Origin of the sequence: Caldimonas sp. (assembly GCF_046291045.1) — a bacterium.
Taxonomy (GTDB): Bacteria; Pseudomonadota; Gammaproteobacteria; order Burkholderiales; family Burkholderiaceae_C; genus Caldimonas.
Genome location: NZ_JBKBSL010000012.1, coordinates 16,792 through 35,716, shown reverse-complemented (window position 1 = coordinate 35,716; position 18,925 = coordinate 16,792). Strand labels below are relative to the sequence as shown.

General features: G+C 69.5%; 16 protein-coding genes and 1 pseudogene. 9 read left to right on the top strand and 8 right to left on the bottom strand.

The window, feature by feature from the left end:
• The first annotated feature begins 75 nt into the window (after positions 1–75).
• Complete coding sequence (locus tag ACK4ZD_RS06285) at positions 76–2,472, top strand: heavy metal translocating P-type ATPase (RefSeq protein ID WP_409659735.1); 2,397 nt, start codon at positions 76–78, stop codon at positions 2,470–2,472.
• Positions 2,469–2,900, top strand: coding sequence for a Cu(I)-responsive transcriptional regulator (gene cueR / locus ACK4ZD_RS06280; RefSeq protein WP_409659733.1), 432 nt, complete (start codon positions 2,469–2,471; stop codon positions 2,898–2,900). Before ACK4ZD_RS06285 ends, cueR begins: the two co-directional genes overlap by 4 nt.
• A gap of 57 nt (positions 2,901–2,957) precedes the next feature.
• Here cueR and ACK4ZD_RS06275 read toward each other — a convergent pair whose 3' ends face one another.
• Complete coding sequence (locus ACK4ZD_RS06275; RefSeq protein WP_409659732.1) at positions 2,958–3,635, bottom strand: c-type cytochrome; 678 nt, start codon at positions 3,633–3,635, stop codon at positions 2,958–2,960.
• A gap of 105 nt (positions 3,636–3,740) precedes the next feature.
• Between ACK4ZD_RS06275 and ACK4ZD_RS06270 the strand changes: the two genes are divergently transcribed.
• Genes ACK4ZD_RS06270 through ACK4ZD_RS06250 form a run of 5 tightly spaced genes read left to right on the top strand, consistent with a single transcriptional unit; the run spans position 3,741 to position 12,422 of the window.
• Complete coding sequence (locus ACK4ZD_RS06270; RefSeq protein WP_409659730.1) at positions 3,741–4,583, top strand: AAA family ATPase; 843 nt, start codon at positions 3,741–3,743, stop codon at positions 4,581–4,583.
• Between the two features lie 12 nt (positions 4,584–4,595).
• Complete coding sequence (locus ACK4ZD_RS06265; RefSeq protein WP_409659728.1) at positions 4,596–5,192, top strand: GNAT family N-acetyltransferase; 597 nt, start codon at positions 4,596–4,598, stop codon at positions 5,190–5,192.
• A 25-nt stretch (positions 5,193–5,217) separates the two neighbouring features.
• Positions 5,218–6,402: a vWA domain-containing protein gene (locus ACK4ZD_RS06260; protein ID WP_409659726.1), complete on the top strand. Its 1,185-nt coding sequence runs from the start codon at positions 5,218–5,220 to the stop codon at positions 6,400–6,402.
• Positions 6,399–8,237, top strand: a complete 1,839-nt coding sequence (locus tag ACK4ZD_RS06255) for an autotransporter assembly complex protein TamA (RefSeq protein ID WP_409659724.1) — start codon at positions 6,399–6,401, stop codon at positions 8,235–8,237. Before ACK4ZD_RS06260 ends, ACK4ZD_RS06255 begins: the two co-directional genes overlap by 4 nt.
• 6 nt (positions 8,238–8,243) lie before the next feature.
• Positions 8,244–12,422, top strand: coding sequence for a translocation/assembly module TamB domain-containing protein (locus ACK4ZD_RS06250; protein WP_409659723.1), 4,179 nt, complete (start codon positions 8,244–8,246; stop codon positions 12,420–12,422).
• Between the two features lie 102 nt (positions 12,423–12,524).
• On the opposite strand, the gene ACK4ZD_RS06245 is transcribed toward ACK4ZD_RS06250, so the two are convergent.
• Positions 12,525–13,190, bottom strand: a complete 666-nt coding sequence (locus tag ACK4ZD_RS06245; protein WP_409659721.1) for an SOS response-associated peptidase — start codon at positions 13,188–13,190, stop codon at positions 12,525–12,527.
• 147 nt (positions 13,191–13,337) lie between these two features.
• Here ACK4ZD_RS06245 and ACK4ZD_RS06240 point away from each other — a divergent pair, with 147 nt between their 5' ends.
• Entirely contained in the window at positions 13,338–13,604 is a 267-nt protein-coding gene (locus tag ACK4ZD_RS06240; protein WP_409659719.1) for a hypothetical protein, read from the top strand.
• Positions 13,601–13,849, top strand: coding sequence for a hypothetical protein (locus ACK4ZD_RS06235; protein WP_409659717.1), 249 nt, complete (start codon positions 13,601–13,603; stop codon positions 13,847–13,849). Before ACK4ZD_RS06240 ends, ACK4ZD_RS06235 begins: the two co-directional genes overlap by 4 nt.
• Before the next feature lie 279 nt (positions 13,850–14,128).
• Here the strand turns inward: ACK4ZD_RS06235 and ACK4ZD_RS06230 are convergent.
• The 6 genes and pseudogenes from ACK4ZD_RS06230 to ACK4ZD_RS06205 all read right to left on the bottom strand — a co-directional run.
• Positions 14,129–14,818: pseudogene (locus ACK4ZD_RS06230) on the bottom strand (DNA adenine methylase); the annotation flags it as partial.
• A gap of 189 nt (positions 14,819–15,007) precedes the next feature.
• A complete protein-coding gene (locus ACK4ZD_RS06225) occupies positions 15,008–15,616 on the bottom strand; it encodes a hypothetical protein (protein ID WP_409659715.1) in 609 nt (202 codons plus the stop codon).
• Between the two features lie 12 nt (positions 15,617–15,628).
• Entirely contained in the window at positions 15,629–16,195 is a 567-nt protein-coding gene (locus tag ACK4ZD_RS06220; protein ID WP_409659714.1) for a glycoside hydrolase family 19 protein, read from the bottom strand.
• Positions 16,196–16,255: 60 nt separating this feature from the next.
• A complete protein-coding gene (locus tag ACK4ZD_RS06215) occupies positions 16,256–16,783 on the bottom strand; it encodes a DUF4124 domain-containing protein (RefSeq protein ID WP_409659713.1) in 528 nt (175 codons plus the stop codon).
• A 16-nt stretch (positions 16,784–16,799) separates the two neighbouring features.
• Positions 16,800–17,039 (bottom strand): hypothetical protein, encoded by a 240-nt coding sequence (locus ACK4ZD_RS06210; protein ID WP_409659711.1) that lies wholly within the window; start codon positions 17,037–17,039, stop codon positions 16,800–16,802.
• Positions 17,036–18,922: a hypothetical protein gene (locus tag ACK4ZD_RS06205; RefSeq protein ID WP_409659710.1), complete on the bottom strand. Its 1,887-nt coding sequence runs from the start codon at positions 18,920–18,922 to the stop codon at positions 17,036–17,038. Before ACK4ZD_RS06205 ends, ACK4ZD_RS06210 begins: the two co-directional genes overlap by 4 nt.
• Positions 18,923–18,925 lie beyond the last annotated feature (3 nt).

Here is an 18,925-nt window from a genome sequence, read left to right as displayed (position 1 = left end):
CCGGCATTCGTGCTTGACCTTGCCATCAGGTGAAGGTTTACGCTGACGTCATCGCCCACTTCTCCAAGCCTCGCCATGACCACCTACACCCTGCCGATCGACGGCATGACCTGCGCCTCCTGCGTGGGCAGGGTCGAACGGGCCCTGAAGCGCCTGCCCGGCGTGGAAAGTGCCAGTGTCAACCTCGCCACCGAATCGGCCACCGTGCAGGCGAATTGTCCGCTGCCCGACCTCGTGAGCACGGTCCAGGCCGCCGGCTACGACGTGCCCCGGCGCGAGCGGCAGTTGCGCATCGAGGGCATGACCTGCGCCAGTTGCGTCAGCCGGGTCGAGAAGGCCCTCTTGCGGGTGCCGGGCGTGATGCAAGCCAGCGTCAACCTCGCCACTGAAACGGCCACCGTCACGGTCTTGCAAGGCGTCGGCGACGCGGCCCTGCTGGGCGCCGTGCGGGATGCCGGCTACACGGGCCATCTGCCCGAGGCCCATGCGGCCCCTGCCTGCGCGACGCGGCGCGGCCTGGGCGAAGGCCAGGCGGTGGTGCTGGCGGTCGTGCTGTCACTGCCGCTGGCCGGGCCGATGGTGGGTGACCTGTTCGGACAGCATTGGATGCTCAACGGCTGGCTGCAATGGGCTCTGGCCACGCCCGTGCAATTCTGGCTCGGGGCGCGCTTTTACCGCGCGGCCTGGAAGGCCCTGCGTGCCGGCACCGGCAACATGGACCTGCTGGTGGCCCTGGGCACCAGCGCCGCCTATGGGCTGAGCGTGTTCATGCTGCTTGCCGACGACGGCGACATGCCGCATCTGTACTTCGAGTCGGCTGCCGTCGTGATCACCCTGGTGCTGCTGGGCAAATGGTTGGAGGCGCGGGCCAAGCGCCAGACCACCGAGGCCATCCGCGCGCTGCAGGCCCTGGCCCCCCAGACCGCCCGCGTACGCCGCGGCGACGAGGAACTCGAACTGCCGCTGGCTGAGGTGGTGGTGGGCGACATCGTGATCGTTCGCCCTGGCGAACGTGTGCCGGTGGACGGTGAAGTGCTCGAAGGCCACAGCCATGTCGACGAATCGCTGTTGACCGGCGAGAGCCTGCCGGTGAGCAAGGGGCCGGGGGAGCGCGTCACCGGCGGGTCGATCAATGCCGAAGGCCGCATCGTGCTGCGCACCGTGGCCGTGGGTGCTGAAACCATGCTGGCGCGCATCGTGCGCCTGGTCGAATCGGCCCAAGGACACAAAGCCCCGATCCAGCGACTGGTCGACCGGGTCAGCGCCGTCTTCGTGCCGGTGGTGCTGGCGCTGGCGCTGATCACTGTGCTGGGGTGGGGCCTGAGCACGGGCGACTGGTCCGCAGCCACCCTCAACGCCGTCTCGGTACTCGTGATCGCCTGCCCCTGCGCCCTGGGACTGGCCACACCGGCTGCGCTGATGGTCGGCACCGGCATGGCCGCCCGGCACGGCATCTTGATCAAAGATGGACAGGCCCTGGAGGTGGCCCATGCGGTGGACACCGTCGCCTTCGACAAAACCGGCACACTCACCGTGGGCCGACCGGCACTGATATCTTTGCAGGCCGCGCCTGGCGTCACTGACGACGAGCTGCTGGCCTGGGCCGCAGCGCTGCAATCAGGCAGTGAGCATCCGCTGGCCCGCGCCGTGCTGGACGCCGCGGCTCGGCACTCACTGCCGACCCCCAAGGCCGAGAGTGTGCGCGCCCTGCCGGGCCGAGGCGTGATCGGCCGCGTGGACGGACGCGAGCTCGTACTGGCCAATGCTCGCGGCCTGCAAGAGCTGGGTTTGGACCCGGCTCCCATGGCAGGCCCTGCACAGGATCTGCAGATCCAAGGCCGCACGGTGTCCTGGCTGGCCGAAACCACCCCCACGCCCCGGTTGCTGGGCCTGCTGGCCTTCGGCGACGCCCTCAAGCCCCAGGCCCGTGAGGCCATCGCGCGGCTGCACGCTCGGGGCATCCGCACGGTGCTGGTCAGCGGGGACAACCGCGGCAGCGCGCTGGCCGCCGCGGCAGCCCTGGGCATGAGCGATGTACGCGCCGAGGTGCTGCCCGAAGACAAAGCGCGGATCATCACCGAACTGAAGTCGTCCGCCGAGGACGGACAGGTGCGGCGTGTGGCCATGGTGGGCGACGGCCTGAACGATGCGCCGGCCCTGGCCGCGGCCGACGTTGGTCTGGCCATGGGCACCGGCACCGACGTGGCCATGCACACAGCGGGCATCACGCTCATGCGCGGCGATCCGCGCCTGGTCGCCGATGCCATCGAAGTGTCACGTCGCACCACGCGCAAGATCCGCCAGAACCTTTTCTGGGCCTTCATCTACAACGTGGTGGGACTGCCGTTGGCGGCCCTGGGACTGCTCAGCCCCGTGATCGCTGGAGCAGCGATGGCGCTGTCCAGCGTGAGCGTGGTCGGCAACGCGCTGCTGCTGGGGCGCTGGAAACCGACAGCCGGGAGTGCGTCATGAACATCGGCCAGGCGGCGCAAGCCTCGGGGGTGAGCGCCAAAATGATCCGCCATTACGAACGGCTCGGACTGCTGCCTGAGATCGCCCGCACCGATGCGGGGTATCGGCAGTACGACGAAGCCGCCGTGCACACGCTGCGCTTCATCCGCCGCTCGCGTGATCTGGGCTTCGGCATCGAGGAGATCCGCTCGCTGCTGCAACTGTGGCGTAACCGCCAGCGCGCCAGCGGTGACGTCAAGCGCATCGCGCTGGAACATGCCGCCGACCTGCAGCGCCGCATCGAGGCCATGCAGTCGATGAAGCGCACGCTGGAGCGGCTGGCCGCCCACTGTCACGGTGATGAGCGGCCGGACTGCCCGATCCTCGACGACCTGGCGGCCGACGCCGCCCCGTCCGGCAGCCACACCCCGGACACCCGGTTCCGCTGAGCCTGCCCAACAAAAAAAGGCCGCTGGAGCCAGCGGCCTTTTCGATCGTTTGCGCGATCAACGCGCAGCGCTGGTGCGAAAGCGCGGCTGCGGCACCACGCGCAAGTCACCGGGCAGCGAGGCGATGTACTGAGCCATGGCCTTGAGTTCGGCGTCGGTGAACTGCTTGACCTGGCCGGCCATGATCGCGTTGCCGCGGCCGATGATGGGATTGCCCTCGGTCTTGTAGGACTTCAGCGCCACGTAGAGATAGTCGGCATGCTGCCCAGCGATTTTGGGGTAGCTGCCGTCGATGGGCTTGTTGAAATTGGCGCCGTGGCAGGCGACGCAACCGCCCTTTTCGAGCAAGGCCGCCACTTCGGCGCGGGGCTGGCGCGCCGGGGTTTCCGGAACGTTGGCCGGCGCCACTTGCTGCTCATAGAAAGCGGCGATGTCGGCCATGTCTTGTTCGGACAGCGATTCGGCGATGCCGCGCATCGTCGGGTGCTTGCGCTCGCCTTTCTTGTAGGCCTGGAGCGCGGCCACGATGAACTTGGCATTCTGGCCGGAGATCATCGGAACCTTGTGGATCTCAGGGAAGCTGGCTTGGTAGCCGGGGATGCCGTGGCAACCGATGCACATGGCCACCTTGGCTTCGCCCGCCTTGACATCCTGGGCAAAGGCCGCGCCCGCAAAGAAGGCGCTCAAGCCAGCCGCTGCGGCCAGCGCGGTCATCGTGGATTTGACTTTCTTCATGTGGGCGCGATGAATCGTCGTCGGTGTTTGGGATCAACCGACGATTATAGCCAGCCCGCTTATACTGCTTTTGCACCCATTCACGCTTGATCCGGCACATCTTCCATGAAGTTCCTCGGCTCCAAGACCTACGTCGCCACCGACGACCTGCGTCTGGCGGTCAATGCCGCCATCACCCTGAAGCGCCCGCTGCTGGTCAAGGGCGAGCCGGGCACCGGCAAGACCATGCTGGCCGAGGAGGTGGCCCGCTCGCTGGGCATGCCGCTGCTGCAATGGCACATCAAGTCCACCACCAAGGCCCAGCAGGGGCTGTACGAGTACGACGCGGTGAGCCGCCTGCGCGACAGCCAACTCGGCGACGAGCGGGTGAAGGACATTCACAACTACATCGTCAAGGGCGTGCTGTGGCAGGCCTTCGAGGCCGAGCAGCCGGTGGCCCTGCTGATCGACGAGATCGATAAGGCCGATATCGAATTCCCCAACGACCTGCTGCGCGAGCTCGACCGCATGGAGTTCTATGTGTACGAGACGCGGCAGATGGTCCGTGCCAAACACCGGCCGTTGGTGTTCATCACTTCGAACAACGAGAAGGAACTGCCCGACGCCTTCTTGCGCCGCTGCTTCTTCCACTACATCAAGTTTCCCGATGCCGACACGATGAAGGACATCGTGGAGGTGCATTTCCCGGGCCTGAAGAAGGATTTGCTGTCGGCCGCGCTGAAGAACTTTTACGACGTACGCAACCTACCCGGGCTGAAGAAAAAGCCCAGCACCTCCGAGCTGCTGGACTGGCTCAAGCTACTGGTGGCCGAGGACATGCCGGCCGAAGCGCTGCAGAGTAAGGACGACAAGGTCGCCATCCCGCCGCTGGTGGGCGCCTTGCTGAAGAACGAGCAGGACCTCTCGCTCTTCGAGAAGCTGGTCTTCATGCAGCGGCACAACCGCTGAAACCGAGAGACCATGACCTCCCTCGCCCAGCCCGTCACGCTCACCGGCACCCATGTGGTGCTCGAGCCCCTGGCGCTCGAGCATGCCGACGGCCTGGCCGAGGCCGTGCGTGACGGCGAGCTGTGGAAGCTTTGGTACACGACCATCCCTTCGCCCGAGCAGATGGTAGGCGAGATCCAACGCCGCATGAGGCTGCGCGAGTCGGGGGCCTGGCTGCCCTTTGCCGTGCGCGAGCGCGCGACGGGCCGGCTGGCAGGCATGACCAACTATCTCCACATCGATGACGTGCACCGCCGGGTGGAGATCGGTGGCACCTGGTACGCCCGGCGAGTGCAGCGCACGGCCTTGAACACCGAAGCGAAGTTGCTGCTGCTCACCCACGCCTTCGAGGCGCTGCAGTGCATTGCGGTCGAGTTCCGCACTCACTTCCTCAACCAGGCCAGCCGCCGCAGCATCGAGCGCCTGGGTGCCAAGCTCGACGGCATCTTGCGCCACCACCAGCGCACCCCGGACGGCAGCCTGCGCGACACCTGCGTCTACAGCATCACGGCCCCCGAATGGCCGACAGTGCGCACGCATCTGCAGTGGCAACTCGAACGGCCGCGCTGAACCCGCCACGCTTGCGAGGCATCTCATGCTGATCGACTTCTTCTTCACCCTGCGCGCGACCAAGCTGCCGGTGTCGATCAAGGAATTCCTGATGCTGCTCGAAGCCATCAAGAGCGGTGTCATCGACGACGATGGTGGCCCTACGGTGGACAAGTTCTACTACCTGGCACGCACGGCCTTGGTGAAGGACGAGGCCCATTTCGACAAGTTCGACCGGGCCTTCGGCGCCTATTTCAAGGGCGTGGAACTGCTCACCGATTTTTCGAAGGAGATTCCGCTCGAATGGCTGCAAAAGCGCCTGGAGCTGGAGCTGTCGCCCGAGGAGAAGGCTCAGATCGAGAAACTCGGTTGGACCGAGCTGATGAAGCGGCTGCAAGAGCTGTTCGAGAAACAGAAGGAGCGCCACGAGGGCGGCAACCGCTTCATCGGCACCGGCGGCACCTCGCCCTATGGCGCCTATGGCTACCACCCCGAAGGCATCCGCATCGGCCAGGACAAGGGGCGCCACAAGAGCGCGGTGAAGGTGTGGGACCAGCGCCAGTACAAGGACTACGACGACACGCTGGAGCTGGGCACACGCAACATCAAGGTCGCGCTGCGCCGGCTGCGCCGCTTCGCGCGCGAGGGCTCGGAGCTGGAGCTCGACCTGGACGACACCATCCGCTCTACCGCGGCCAATGCCGGCTGGCTCGACCTGAAGATGGTGCCCGAACGGCACAACCAGGTGAAGGTGCTGCTGCTGATGGACGTGGGCGGCACGATGGACGAGCACATCCACCGTGTCGAGGAACTTTTCAGCGCGGCCAAGTCTGAGTTCAAGCACCTGGAGTTCTATTACTTCCACAACTGCGTCTATGACTACATGTGGAAGAACAACCGCCGCCGCTACAGCGAGAAGTTCCTGACGTGGGATGTGATCCGCAAGTACAACAAGGACTACAAGCTCATCTTCGTGGGCGATGCCACGATGAGCCCCTACGAGATCCTCCAACCCGGCGGCAGTGTGGAATACAACAACGAGGAGCCCGGCGCCGAATGGCTGCAGCGCCTCACGCATGCCTTCCCCAAGTACGCCTGGATCAACCCCGAACCCCAGGGCGTGTGGGGCTACCGGCAGTCCATCGCCATCATCCAGCAGCTCATGAACCAACGCATGTTCCCGCTCACCCTGTCGGGGCTGGAGGGGGCCATGCGTCTGCTGAGCAAATGACCGCGGCGCGGCGCCCCGGAACCGTCCTGTCTCTCCTACCCTGGCTGGCCCTGGCGGCCCTGGCCCCCGCGCCGGCACGGGCGGCCGACGATGCCGCCGCGCCGCGGGCCGACACGGCGACTGCACGCGTGCCTTACCTGCTGCGCATCAGCGCCCCGGACGATCTGGCCGAGCTGCTGGGCACCTACCTCGACCTGGCGCGCTTCCGCACCGACCCGGTGTTGGCCGAGGCCACCGAGGCCGAGGTGCGACGCCTGATCGCCGCCACGCCGGCGCAGGCCCGGGCCCTGCTGGAGACGCGCGGCCACTTCAACCCCACGATCCGCATCACCCGCGAGGAGGGCGAACCGCCCCTGATCCGCATCGAGGTGGATCCGGGCGAGCGCACGCGCGTGAGCCGGGCCACCATCGAGGTGCAGGGCGAGATCGTCGAACATGCCGACGCCGGCAGTGCGCGCGACCAGGCCTTGCTGCAGGAGATCCAGGCCGGCTGGCGGCTGCGTGAGGGCCGGCCGTTCTCGCAAAGCTGGTGGTCGGCCGAGAAGACCGAACTGCTGGGCCGGCTGCGCACCGACGGCTACCCGGCGGCCACCTGGGCCGGCACGGCGGCCGAGGTGGATGCGCCACGCAACACGGTGCGCCTGTTCGCCGTGGCCGACAGCGGGCCGCTGTTTCGCTTCGGCCCCGTGCGCATCGAGGGGCTGTCGAACCAGCGCGAGGAGGCCGTGAGCCACCAGCTCACCTTCCGGCCGGGCGACCGCTACACCGAAAAGCAGGTGCTCGACCTGCAGGAGCGCCTGCAGCGCAGCGGGCTGTTCGAATCCGCCTCGGTGCTGGTCGAACCCGACCCCGCCACGGCCGGGGCCGCACCGGTGACGATCGCCGTGCGCGAGGCGCCGCTGCAGGACCTGACGCTGGGCATCGGCTACAGCGACGTGGCACGTCTGCGCGGGACGATCGAGCACCTGCACCGGCGGCCCTTCGGACTGAACTGGGTGGCCAAGCACAAGCTGGAGCTCGGCCGCGACCAGAGTTCGCTGAAGTCCGAGCTGACCTCCCACCCGAAGGCCGACCAGTACCGCAACCTGCTGGCCTTCGCCGGCGAGCGCTTCCGCAGCGCCAGCTCGGCCCCCACGGACAGCTACCGGTTGCGCGCGGGCCGCACCCAGGACACCGAGCGCATCGACCGCCTGTACTACGGTGAATACACCACCGCCATCGTGACCACCGACCTCGGGCGCCAGCGCGCCAGCGCCCTCACGGCCAACTACGAATGGGTCTGGCGCAATGTCGACAACGTGCTGCTTCCCACACGCGGCATCGCCGCCTCGGCCCAGGTGGGCGCAGGCCACGCGCGCAGCGATGCCGGCAACGGCCCGTTCAGCCGGGTCTACGGGCGCCTGAGCGGCTACCTGCCGCTGGGCGGCTGGTATGTCAGCGCCCGCGTCGAAGGCGGCGAGGTCTTCACCCCCAACAACGTGGACGTGCCCGACACCCTGCTCTTTCGAGCGGGTGGAGACGAGTCGGTGCGTGGCTACGCCTATCGCTCGATCGGCCCGCAGCAGGGCGGCACGACGGTGGGGGGCAAGGTGCTGGCCACGGCCAGCCTGGAGCTGGCCCGCCCGTTCGGTGCGCGCAGCCTGCGCCAATGGTGGTGGGCCGCCTTCGTCGACGCCGGCGACGCCACCAACGACTGGACGGCCTTCCACGCCAAGGTGGGCTATGGCCTGGGCCTGCGCTGGCGCAGCCCGGTGGGCCCGCTGAAGGTGGATGCGGCCTACGGCGAGGAAACGAACCGCTGGCGCCTGCATCTCAGTGTGGGCATCGCCTATTGACGACGCATGGACCCGACCCCGGCCCCGCCCGACTCCCCGGCTCCACAGGTGCCCGCGCGCCGCAGGCCGGGCCGGCTGTCGTGGTTGCTGGTCGTCGCCCTGCCCTTGCTGGCCGTGGCAGCCGTCGTCGGTGCGGTGGTGGCAGCGCTGACCACGCCGGCCGGCACGGCCCTGCTGCTGCGCGGAGTGCCTGGCCTGACGGTGGTGGAGCCGCAGGGCCCCCTGCTGGGCGACTTCTCGGCACGCCGGGTGCACCTGGATCTGTCCAGCGCCGGCCGGCCGAACGACGGTGTGACGATCGACGGCTTGGCCTGGCGGGGCCTGAGTTGGACCGCCGCAGCCCCCGGGCACTGGCTGAGCCTGCACGTGGCGCGGCTGGAGATGGAACGCCTGAGCCTGCGCCTGCCCCCGGGCGAACGCCGTGAGCCGGCACCGCCGCCTTCGGAGCTCGGCCTGCCCCTGCACCTGGCCCTGCAGGCCTTGCGCATCGGGGAGCTGTCCTTCGGCGAGGCCACGCCTGCGGTGCGCGAATTGACTGCCGCGCTCGAGCTGGGCGCAAACCAGGGCCGGACGCACCGCGTCGATGCCCTGAGCCTGCGCTGGGACCGCCTGACCCTGCAGGGCCGTGTCGAGGTGGGCACCGCGGCGCCACTGGACGTGCGGGCCCTGTTGGACCTGGCCGGAGCGCTGCCCGAAGGCCCGGCGGAGGCCGGCACTTGGCGCGCCCGCGTCGAAGCCGACGGCCCGCTGGCACGGCTGCCGGTGAGCGCTTCGCTCTCGGCGGCCGGGCAGTCCCTGCAGGCCCAGGCGACGCTCACCCCCTTTGCCCGCCTGCCACTGGACCGCCTGGAGGCACGGTTCGAAGCCCTGGACCTGGCTGCGCTGGCCAGCGCAGCCCCGCGCACGGCCCTGAGCGGCCAGGTGCAGGCGCAGCTCGGCACGGCACAGACCGGGGCCGCAGGCGGGGGGGTGGACGTGCGGCTGCGCAATGCCCGGGCCGACCGCTGGGATGCCGGGCGGCTGCCGCTGCGCAGCCTGGTCCTGCAGGCGCACAGCACGAGCCTGAGGGTGCAAGAGGGGATCGCGGTGGAGCATTTCGAGGCCGTGCTGGGCAGCACCGCCCGCGAGGCCGGCCGGGTGCAGGGCGAGGGCCGCTGGACGCCGTCGGGCTGGCAGGGTCGTCTGCAATTGATGCAGCTCGAACCGGCGGCCATGGACGCCCGGCTGCCGGCGCTGCGTCTGTCCGGCCCGGTCGAGCTGGCCTCGGGCGGCGCGGGCCGCCCGGTGGACGTCCGCGCCCAGCTCGAAGGCAGCCTGCCCGGCTCTCGCGGGGGACGCTCGCCGGTGGCGCTGTCGCTGGACGGCGAGTTCTCCGCCCGGCGCAGCCTGGTGCGCGAGTTCACGGCACGCGCCGGCTCCGCCCGGGCCGAAGTGCAGGCCGAGCTCGACACCCCGCCGGGGCAAGCCGTGCAGGGCCGGTGGCAAGCCCGATGGCAGGACATCGACCCCCTGACCTGGTGGCCCGGCCTGGTCGCAGCGGGTGGGCCCCAAGAGCACCGGCTGTCCGGCCAGGCCCAGGCCGGCTTGACGCTCCCGCCGCGGGCCGAGCGCGAAACCGTGTGGGCCTGGGCCGGGCGCTGGCGGGGCCGCGCCGAAGTCCGCCTGCATGACAGCCTGCTGGCCGGCCAGCCGCTGCAGGGGGAACTGCGATGGCAGGCCGAGCGCGCCGGCTCGCCGGCCCGCATCGAAGGTCAGTTGCTGCTCGGCGGCAACCGCCTGGACTGGCAGGGCGGCCTGCCGGGCGGCAGGCCGGGCGAGACCGTCGAAGCGCTGGCCCTGAGCCTGGACGCTCCCGCCTTGGAGCGCCTGGCGCCGGTGCTGCAAGCCTGGCAGCCACAAGCCCGGCTGGAGGGGGCAGTGCGCCTGGACACCCGCGTGCGCTGGGGCCCGGCCGCCTGGCCGCAGCGCCTCGACGGACGGCTCCAGGGCCGCGCCCTGCGCTGGAACGACTGGCGCGTGCAGGCGGCCGAAGGCCGTTGGGATCTGAGCCCTGCCGCCGACGCGGACCAGCAGCTCGAACTGCGCCTGGAGGGCCTGCAGCAGGGGGACCGGCGCATCGACACCACGACGCTGCGCCTGGAAGGCAACTTGCGCGAGCATCACCTTCGGGTGGACGGCCGCTCGAACCTGATCCTGCCCTGGGCCCCGCCCGAAGGGGGCCCCGACGGCGCCGGCGCCGCAGGAGATGCGCGGCCGGTGCAACTGCAGTTGCATGTGTCCGGCCGCACCGACGTGTCGGCCGGCGGCGGCCTGGGAGCCGACCTGCTCCGGGGCTGGCAGGGGCGGCTGCAGCGTCTCGTGCTCGGCCCGGCCCAGACCGGCCAAAGCCCCTGGATCGACATCGACGACGTCGCCCTGCAGTGGGAGCATCCGGCAGGCCAGCCCGTGCGGCTGAGCGTCGGGGCCGGCCAGGCCCGCCTGCGCGCCGGCCGGCAGCGCGCCACCTTGCGCTGGGACGAGGTGCTCTACCAGGCGGCCCAGGCCGGCCGGCCGGCCGTGCTGCAGGCCCATGCCTGGCTCGATCCGCTGCCGGTCGCCCCGCTGCTGCGCGAGTTCCAGCCCGGATTCGGCTGGACCGGCGACCTCGAGCTGGGCGCCTCCCTGCGGCTGCGCAGCGCGCCGAGCTTCCAGGCCGACCTGGAGATCGCCCGCGTGCGCGGCGACCTGCGGGTGGAGGAAGCCGGCGGCCTGGTCGAGCGGCTCGACCTCACCGAGTTGCGCCTGGCACTGCAGGCCCGTGACGGACGGTGGCGCTTCACACAGGCCATGGCCGGGGCCAACCTCGGCCGCCTTTCGGGCGAGCAGACGGTGCAGGCCAGCCCGCAGGACTGGTGGCCCTCGCCCGACGCCGCGCTGCGCGGACGCCTGCAGGCCGACGTGGACAACCTCGGCGCCTGGGCCGCGTGGGTGCCCGCGGGCTGGCGGCTGGGCGGGCAGATGCAGTTGCGTGCCGACCTCGGCGGGCGCCTGGGCGCTCCGGAGTACACCGGCGAGGTGCGCGCCCAGGCGGTGGATGCGCGCAACCTGCTGCAGGGCATCCACCTGCGCGACGGGGAACTGCACCTCGTGATGCGCGGGGCCACTGCGCGCATCGAGACCTTGCGCGCACGCAGTGGCGAGGGTGAGGTGCAGCTCACCGGAGGGGCCCAGTTCGGCGAGCGCGCGCGCGCGGAGCTGCAGCTGCGAGCCGAGCGCTTCACCGTGCTCGGGCGCGTGGACCGCCGCGTGGTCGTCAGCGGTAGCGGCCGGGTGACCTTGGAGGCCGATCGCCTGCAGGCCGACGGCGACTTCCGCATCGACGAAGGCCTGATCGACATCTCGCGCTCGGACGCACCCGCCCTGTCCGATGACGTGGTGGTGCGGCGCACCCAGGTGCGCGAAGACGAGGAGCTGCGCCGGGTGCCGGCGCGCCGGCGCGCCGTGGCTCTCGACTTGCGTCTGGATGCGGGCGAGCAGCTGAGGCTGCGCGGCCGGGGCCTGGACACGCGGCTGACCGGGGCGCTGCGCCTGACCACCCCCACGGGGCGCCCGGCGCTGCACGGCGACATCCGCGCCGTGCAAGGCACCTACGCCGCCTACGGACAGAAACTCACGATCGACAAGGGCGTGATCAGCTTCGTCGGCACACCGGACAATCCGCGCCTGGACATCGAGGCGACGCGACCGAACACCGACATCCGCGTGGGCGTGGCCATCACCGGTACGGCCGAGAACCCGCGCGTGCGGTTGTTCTCCGAGCCCGAGATGAGCGAGACCGACAAGCTCTCCTGGCTGGTGCTGGGCCGCGGCAGCGGGCAGCTGGCGCGGGCCGAAGCCGCCTTGCTGCAGCGCGCCGTGCTGGCCCTGGTGTCGGGCGAGGGCGACTCGCCCGCCGGCGACCTCACCCGCGTGATCGGCCTGGACGAGCTCTCGGTGCGCCAGGAGGACAGCGCCGGCGTGGCCGAGACCATCGTGAGCGTGGGCAAGCAGATCTCGCGCCGGTGGTACGTGGGCTACGAACGCTCGCTCAACGCCACGAGTGGAAACTGGCAACTCATCTACCGCATCGCACAGCGCTTTACCGTGCGTGCCCAGGCCGGCGTCGAGGAAAACGCGCTGGACTTCATCTGGACCTGGCGCTGGTGAAGCCGCCCTCATTCATGGGACAATGCGCGGCGGTTTCCCGCCGTAGTTCAATGGGAGCAATGCTAGGGGGACCGGCTCTTGGTAGCAAATCGATAGCGATTTCTAGGGCGACGGCGTCTTACGCAACGTAAGGGGAGCTGGGGCAGCCTCCATCAGCTCAGCCGGGTACTGGCGCAAAAACGCACGTGCCTCTTCGACCGGACAGTCGAGCCACCGGTCGTAATCCGCTGGATCGAGGATCACGACCATGCGCTTCTCGTCGCCGGGTTTGTGGAAGCGGCGCATCAGCGGGTGGTCGTCGGCATTCACGGTCAGCATTGTGAAGCTGAGGACTTCATGGCCAGTTGCTGGGTCGCGCCACCAGCCCCACAGGCCTGCGATGCCGAACGCCGTCCAGCCTCTCAGCCCGATGCGCCATCGAACAGCTCGGCCAGTCTCGTAGCAAGGCTCGTATATCCACTCCACCGGCACGATGCAGCGTTGCCCCCGGCGCCAAGCGTCCCGGAAGCTGGGCTTCTCTTCCACGGTCTCTGAGCGAGCGTTGTAGGTCCGCCGACCAAGTGCCAGGTCTTTGGACCAGTGCGGTATCAGCCCAAAACGCCCATCCTGCACCTCGCGGCGATGCTCGACCGAGTGCCGGTCTCGCCGGATGAAGGGGGCGAGGTAGCTCGGGTACGCCTCAAGAGGCGTCTCATGCGGCGGCCGGACGACACCGAAAAAGCTCAAGAGTCGGTCGGAGTGGGTGACGGGGCGGTAGTTCGAGCACATGAATCGAATCTAGCGCCTGCCCGGATTTTTGACGAACGGCGCTTGCATTTCACTTGTAAGCGTGTACAATGCATGATGTGGATGCCACGGTGATCGATTTGATCGCCACCGACGCCAGGCGGCTCCTGGCTCTCTGAGGAGACTCACATGACCACCACCATTCAGCAATTCATGACCTCCGCCGAAGTCGAAGCCTACGCACTGGCTGCTAGCTTGTCAGCCGCCCGCGAGCCGGATCGGGCCGCCTGGCTGGCCGGCGTCAACGCACTCAATGCGGCGGAAGCTCGCGCCATCGCTCAGTACCGCGGCGAGGTCAAGCTCAATCGCTACGGCCGCCCGCGCGGTGGCGTGCATCCCGCCCTCGTGGACCTGGGCGGCCGTTTCGATTTGAGCGGCTGCTACGCGCCGGAATGACCGGCAAGCACTACCAGTGGCACAAGGCCTGGCGACGCGAGCCGTCGGGCCACCTGCTGCACGACAGCGGCCTGCGCGTACTGGTGACGCGAGGGCCAGACTACACCGACCTGAGGGCATCGCCTGACACCCTGGAGGCCTGGCAGGCCTTCGAAGCCGCTCGCGGCGTGCCGATGCATGACATGCTGGCCCGGCTAAAGCGGCTGATCAAGGAAGCCCAAGAATGGCACGCGCGGAACCCGTGATCAACTCAAGCACCGGCGTGAGCTGCGCAGGCTGCCGGCCGTGGTGAGAACTGTGCGATGACCGGTGAGCAGTTCGAGGCCTTGGCCCAGCTCCTGCGCCTGCGCGCGGGCCCAGCGAGTGCAGCCGCGCGGCTGGTCTTGGTGGATGGGCTGCGTCCTGCGCAGGCTGCAGCCCGCACAGGCTGTTCGCCGCAGTCGGTCAGCAACACCTTGGCCACATGCCGCAGGGGCATCGAGCTCGCTCGTCGGGCAGCAGGCACACAGACGTCTTGATCCGCCTCAGAAGAGCCCTGCCGGCTCTGCCGCCCTGTCCCACGAGTAGACGATCAGCTCTTTGCGCGCGGCCTGGCGGCCTCCGCCTCCCACCGTGTACTGGATGTCCAGCGTCTCCATGTCGAAACCCTCGAAGACGCGGCGGATGTCGGGGTGGTCGTTGATGCTCACCAGCATCTTGCCCTGCAGGCCGCGCATCACCTCGGCCATGCGCTCGTACTGGTCGAAGGCGAAGTCGACGCCGTAGCCCTCGGTCTGCCAATACGGCGGGTCGGCGTAGAACAAGGTGTGGGGGCGGTCATAGCGCTGGACGCATTCACCCCAGTCGAGCTGCTCGATGTAGGCGCTCGACAGACGCAGGTGCGCGGCGCTCAGATCCTCTTCGATGCGCAGCAGGTTCACGGGCGGCGTCGTCGTCGCCGTGCCCCACGTCTGGCCCGAGACTTTGCCGCCAAAGGCCTGGTGCTGGAGGTAGTAGAAGCGCGCTGCGCGCTGGATGTCGGTGAGCGTTTCCGGCGGCGTGTCCTGCAGCCATTTGAAGACGGCCCGGCTGGACAGCACCCACTTGAACTGCCGGACGAACTCCTCGAGGTGGTGCTTGACCACCCGGTATAGGTTGATGAGCTCGCCGTTGATGTCGTTGATGACATCGACGTCGGCGGGCGGGCGCATGAAGTAAAGCGCCGCGCCGCCGGCTGAGGCTCCATGCTTGGTTACACTTCGCCCGCCACCCGGGTGGTGGCAGGGCCTCGGCTGGGCTCACAGGCTGCGTCTGTGGGTTTGGTGGCCGGCGGGGGGTGCTGCAACACCTCCCGCCGGTCGCCCTGTCTTTACGCTGGGCAGGGCGGCCCGGTGGCACATCGCGTCGCGCTCATGCCGTGATCCTCACTTGCTCGGCCGCGAAGGCGGCCGGGTGCCGAACCACCACACGACGGCTGTCGTCGCGAGGTACAGCAGCGTCGCGACGATCTGCGTGATCAGCTCGTGCACCTGCGTGGGGGTCAGCGCTGCGCCGTGGCGCTCCGCCAAGTCGCGTGCCCACAGGAACATGACCGTCGCGACCACGACGAGATAGGCCGTGAGCACCGGCCGCACGAGCCCGCGCACGGTGTCGACGAGGGTCATCGCCCAGCGCGCGAAGCGGCTGCTGCGCTGGGCCTGAGCATCGAGGTAGAGGGCGCGGTCGTGCTCATAGCTGGCGATCAGGCTGCGCGCGGCGGCCTCATCGGCCCGCGCCTGTGCGTCGAGCTCTGCGGCACGCACCTCGGCGGCCGCCTGCGACTCCGCGATGCGCTCCTGCGCCTCGGCGGCACGGCGCGCTGTGTCGGCCTCGATCTGCGCGAGCTCGCGCGCGTGCGCTTGATTGAGCCGGACGAGCTCGAGATCCTGCGAGCGGTGCTTGTAGTCGAACCAGCGCTGGATCAGTAGGCCCAGCAGGCCGGTCGCACCGCCGGAGAGGATCGAGGTCAGCAAGGTGCCGATGAGAGCCATCACGGTGGATCTCCTTCAATGGACGAGGGCGCCGAGCGCCGCGGTGTAGATCGCCTGCCGGTCGGCCAGACCGTTGAGCCCGCCGTTGACGCGGCGGGTGAGCGTGATCAGGTCTTGCGCGTCGGCCCAGCGGTTCAGCCCGCGCTCGCGCCAGTACACAGCGGCACTGAGGGCGGCCCACAGCGGCTGCTCGAGCAGCGCCGGGGCGACGACGAAGTCCGGGACGCTCTCACCGAGCAGCTCGCGCAGGCGGCGGGTCGTGAGCAGGTAGTTCGCGCGGCCCGTGGTCTGAATGAGACCGCGGCCGCGGTAGCGCGCCCCGTCGCCGGGCCGCACGTTGCCCAGCCGGCGCGCGAGGTCACTCGGGGGCTCGTAGCGCTGCTGCTGGGCCGTGGGACCCCACAGCTCGCGCGTGTAGCGCAGGCGGCCGGACTCGTGGCCGATCTGCGCCAGGAAGTGGGCGAGGCGCTGAGGGGTGCTGATGTCGGCCAGGGCGCATGCCAGCTGCAGGTGCGGGATCCAGGCATGCGCCCGCGCTGGCGGGCACCGGTACGCCGCCTGAATGAGGGATGCTGTCACCATCGTGAGGACGAAAAAAAGCCCGCCTATTGGCGGGCCCGTGGGTTGCGATAGGCGTGGGGGTCAGCCACCCCGTTGAATTGCTTCGAGCTCGCTGCGCAGCACTCGCAGGCGCTCGAAGTCGGCTTCGTTCAGCGTCTTGTACTTCTGAGTCACCGCTTGCATCTCGGCGCTGATGCTGTGCTCGAGCGTGGCGCCGGCCAGGTTGTTGCTGGCCATCGCCTTGCGGCGGCTGAGCTGATCTAGCTCGGCGCTCATCTGAGCATTGCGCTGGGCGATGGTCTGCTCGGTCTGCGCGATCGCTGCCTGAAGGTTTTGGATGCGGTACTGTCGCTCGCGCGCCTGGCGGTCGCGCTGCATGGTGGCCAGCACACGCTCATCGGCCGACAGGCCTGCGGCCGAGGGCGCCGCTGGGCCGACCCAGGCGCCACCGCCTGACGGGCCGCTGGCCGGCTTGACCTCGATCTTCTGGCCCCCCGCGCAAGGCGACTGCTGGAACACCTTGCGGCCATCGGGCCCCGGACATTGATACACCTGGGCTTGGGCCGCCCCGGCGGCCGCCAGCAATGACGCGATGACCAGCACGCGCATGTCGAACCTCCTGTCGTCAGATGTCGATCACCACGGATGGTAGGACGGGCGCCGGCCCGGTGATCTCCCCCGAAAGGGTGAAGACCCTGGCACCCACCGTGAACTCCTGCGGGTTGCGCACCCGGACCTGACCACCATCGGCCAGCACCACGGTGGCCGTGCCATCGTCATGGGTGGCAGCCACGTCGCCGACCCGCAGCGGGTCAGACGGCAGCAGGTCGAGCAGTCGCCGGAAAGGGTTGAGCGTGATCGTCATAGGGCTCGCTCCAGCACGACGGTCTGACGCACCCGCGGCAGCTCCGCCTGCACATCGACACCGCGCACGAGGCCTCGCCAGGTATCGCCGGGCTCGACCACCTCCACCAGCTGGCCCACGCGCAGCACGCCGGGCAGGCTGCCCCCCGTGAGCACGGGCAGGGTCAAGCTCACGCGGGCGCGCGGTCCGGCGGCCGAGAGAATCGCTGTGCCACGCTGGCGCGCAGCATCCGCATGCGTGATCAAGGGGTCGGTGACCATCGGCGCAAGCATATCGCCGGCCGTACCGCCGCGTCTGACCCACGCGAGCACGCCTTGTGTCTCGCCGCTGACATAGACCCCGGTGTAGCCCGGCGAGTCCACCCGCTCGAAGCCGTCGGTGATGACCGACGCAAGCGGGAGCTGGACGTCAGGCACGGCCTGGTGCCATTCCCACGGAGGCAAGGGATAGCGAGGCAGCACGATCAGCTGCGGGTCGCTCCAGTGGCTCTGCACCACCGCCCCGATGCTATCCGCCACCCGCAAGGCGGCGGCCAGCGGCGTGCCACTGAAGCTCCAGGCACCCTCGCCCACCAGCCAATCGGTGGCCGCCCAGTCCAGCGTGGCGCCGGTGTATTGCAGCGCGTCCTCCACCAGCTGACGAGCGGTGCGCGTCTGGGCATTGAGCCATGTGCGCGGCGCGCTGTAGGGCTCGCCCAGCAGCGCCGTGAGGCTGCGCCCGGTGATCTGCACGCGGGCCTGGCCGAAGCGCCGTTCGCGGCGCAGACCCTCGACCACGAACACCCAGGCGATGCCGTCAAGCGTCAGCCGGATGCGCGCCGGCTCGCCTGCAGATGGTGTCAGCAGATCCAGCAAGGTCACCGGCCCGGTCGCCTGCAAGGTCCAGCCGAAGGAATCGGCGTCGGCAGACAGGCTGGCCCCGAGGAGGGGCACCTCGGTCATGTCAGGCAGCCGGACGCACTCGATCTCATGCACGGCCATGTAGACCCTCCGAATCGGGATCACGAACTGTGCCGGGCCACCATCGACCCGGCAGGTGAAAAGCAAGCGCGTCGCAGGGTCGGCCAGCGCGGCGAAGATGAGATGCGCCAGCAGGCCCGGCGGCGGGCTGTAGCAGGGCGGCTCCACCGGCGGCTGCGGCCGCACAAGACTCGATCGCCCTGGCGGCGGCCGGCGTGCCTCCTGCCAGGGGCCGTGCAGCTCTACCTGCCTGGGCGCCGCCGCGCCGAAGGGCAGCTGTAGCCCGCCAGCCCGCCCAGCCGCTTCGCCCCAAGGCAGCGAGATATCCGGCCGCGCATGCCGGGCCATCTCCTGCCAGCGCACGCGGCTTGACCGCACGGCGCACGGGGCTGCCTCTTGCCATGCAGCGCTTGCGGCGCAATGCGTCTGGCTCGCAGCCTGCCAGCGCACCGCACGAGGACGCAGGGCTCGATGCTCAGCCTCCTGCCATGCGGCTTGCATCCAGACGGGGCGCCGCGCGAGCACTTGCCATGGCGCCGCGGACTCGCTGACCAGCAGCGCACCACGCCGCCATGGGATGCGCCCCGCCGCATGCCGGTCTGAGGCGCGGCGCCAGGACACTCGCGCCAGCTGCTGCGCGCCAGGCTGCGCCTGCTGCCATCGGGCCGAAGCCCCCGCTTGCGGCCCCGTCGTCATCGCCAGGTCGTAGGCCGCTCGCACCGCCACCGCGGGCGCCGGCAGCGCAAAAGCGATCGTCACATCGGCCCGGACATACGCCGTGGCCTCGAAGGCCACCTGTGGCGCCGGGAGCACAAAGGCGACATGCAGCAGCGCGGCGTCGTCGCCTCCGCCTTCGCCAGCCCCGAAGATCAGGCGGACCGGGTGCGAGGCGTCCAGCGGTGCGCGAAAGCGCAGGTCGGCCATGCT

Excerpts from the sequence above, each read along its gene's own strand:
- ACK4ZD_RS06285 (WP_409659735.1), top strand. The coding sequence starts at position 76 with ATGACCACCTACACCCTGCCGATCGACGGCATGACCTGCGCCTCCTGC.
- cueR (WP_409659733.1), top strand. The coding sequence starts at position 2,469 with ATGAACATCGGCCAGGCGGCGCAAGCCTCGGGGGTGAGCGCCAAAATG.
- ACK4ZD_RS06275 (WP_409659732.1), bottom strand. The coding sequence starts at position 3,635 with ATGAAGAAAGTCAAATCCACGATGACCGCGCTGGCCGCAGCGGCTGGC.
- ACK4ZD_RS06270 (WP_409659730.1), top strand. The coding sequence starts at position 3,741 with ATGAAGTTCCTCGGCTCCAAGACCTACGTCGCCACCGACGACCTGCGT.
- ACK4ZD_RS06265 (WP_409659728.1), top strand. The coding sequence starts at position 4,596 with ATGACCTCCCTCGCCCAGCCCGTCACGCTCACCGGCACCCATGTGGTG.
- ACK4ZD_RS06260 (WP_409659726.1), top strand. The coding sequence starts at position 5,218 with ATGCTGATCGACTTCTTCTTCACCCTGCGCGCGACCAAGCTGCCGGTG.
- ACK4ZD_RS06255 (WP_409659724.1), top strand. The coding sequence starts at position 6,399 with ATGACCGCGGCGCGGCGCCCCGGAACCGTCCTGTCTCTCCTACCCTGG.
- ACK4ZD_RS06250 (WP_409659723.1), top strand. The coding sequence starts at position 8,244 with ATGGACCCGACCCCGGCCCCGCCCGACTCCCCGGCTCCACAGGTGCCC.
- ACK4ZD_RS06245 (WP_409659721.1), bottom strand. The coding sequence starts at position 13,190 with ATGTGCTCGAACTACCGCCCCGTCACCCACTCCGACCGACTCTTGAGC.
- ACK4ZD_RS06240 (WP_409659719.1), top strand. The coding sequence starts at position 13,338 with ATGACCACCACCATTCAGCAATTCATGACCTCCGCCGAAGTCGAAGCC.
- ACK4ZD_RS06235 (WP_409659717.1), top strand. The coding sequence starts at position 13,601 with ATGACCGGCAAGCACTACCAGTGGCACAAGGCCTGGCGACGCGAGCCG.
- ACK4ZD_RS06220 (WP_409659714.1), bottom strand. The coding sequence starts at position 16,195 with ATGGTGACAGCATCCCTCATTCAGGCGGCGTACCGGTGCCCGCCAGCG.
- ACK4ZD_RS06215 (WP_409659713.1), bottom strand. The coding sequence starts at position 16,783 with ATGCGCGTGCTGGTCATCGCGTCATTGCTGGCGGCCGCCGGGGCGGCC.
- ACK4ZD_RS06210 (WP_409659711.1), bottom strand. The coding sequence starts at position 17,039 with ATGACGATCACGCTCAACCCTTTCCGGCGACTGCTCGACCTGCTGCCG.
- ACK4ZD_RS06205 (WP_409659710.1), bottom strand. The coding sequence starts at position 18,922 with ATGGCCGACCTGCGCTTTCGCGCACCGCTGGACGCCTCGCACCCGGTC.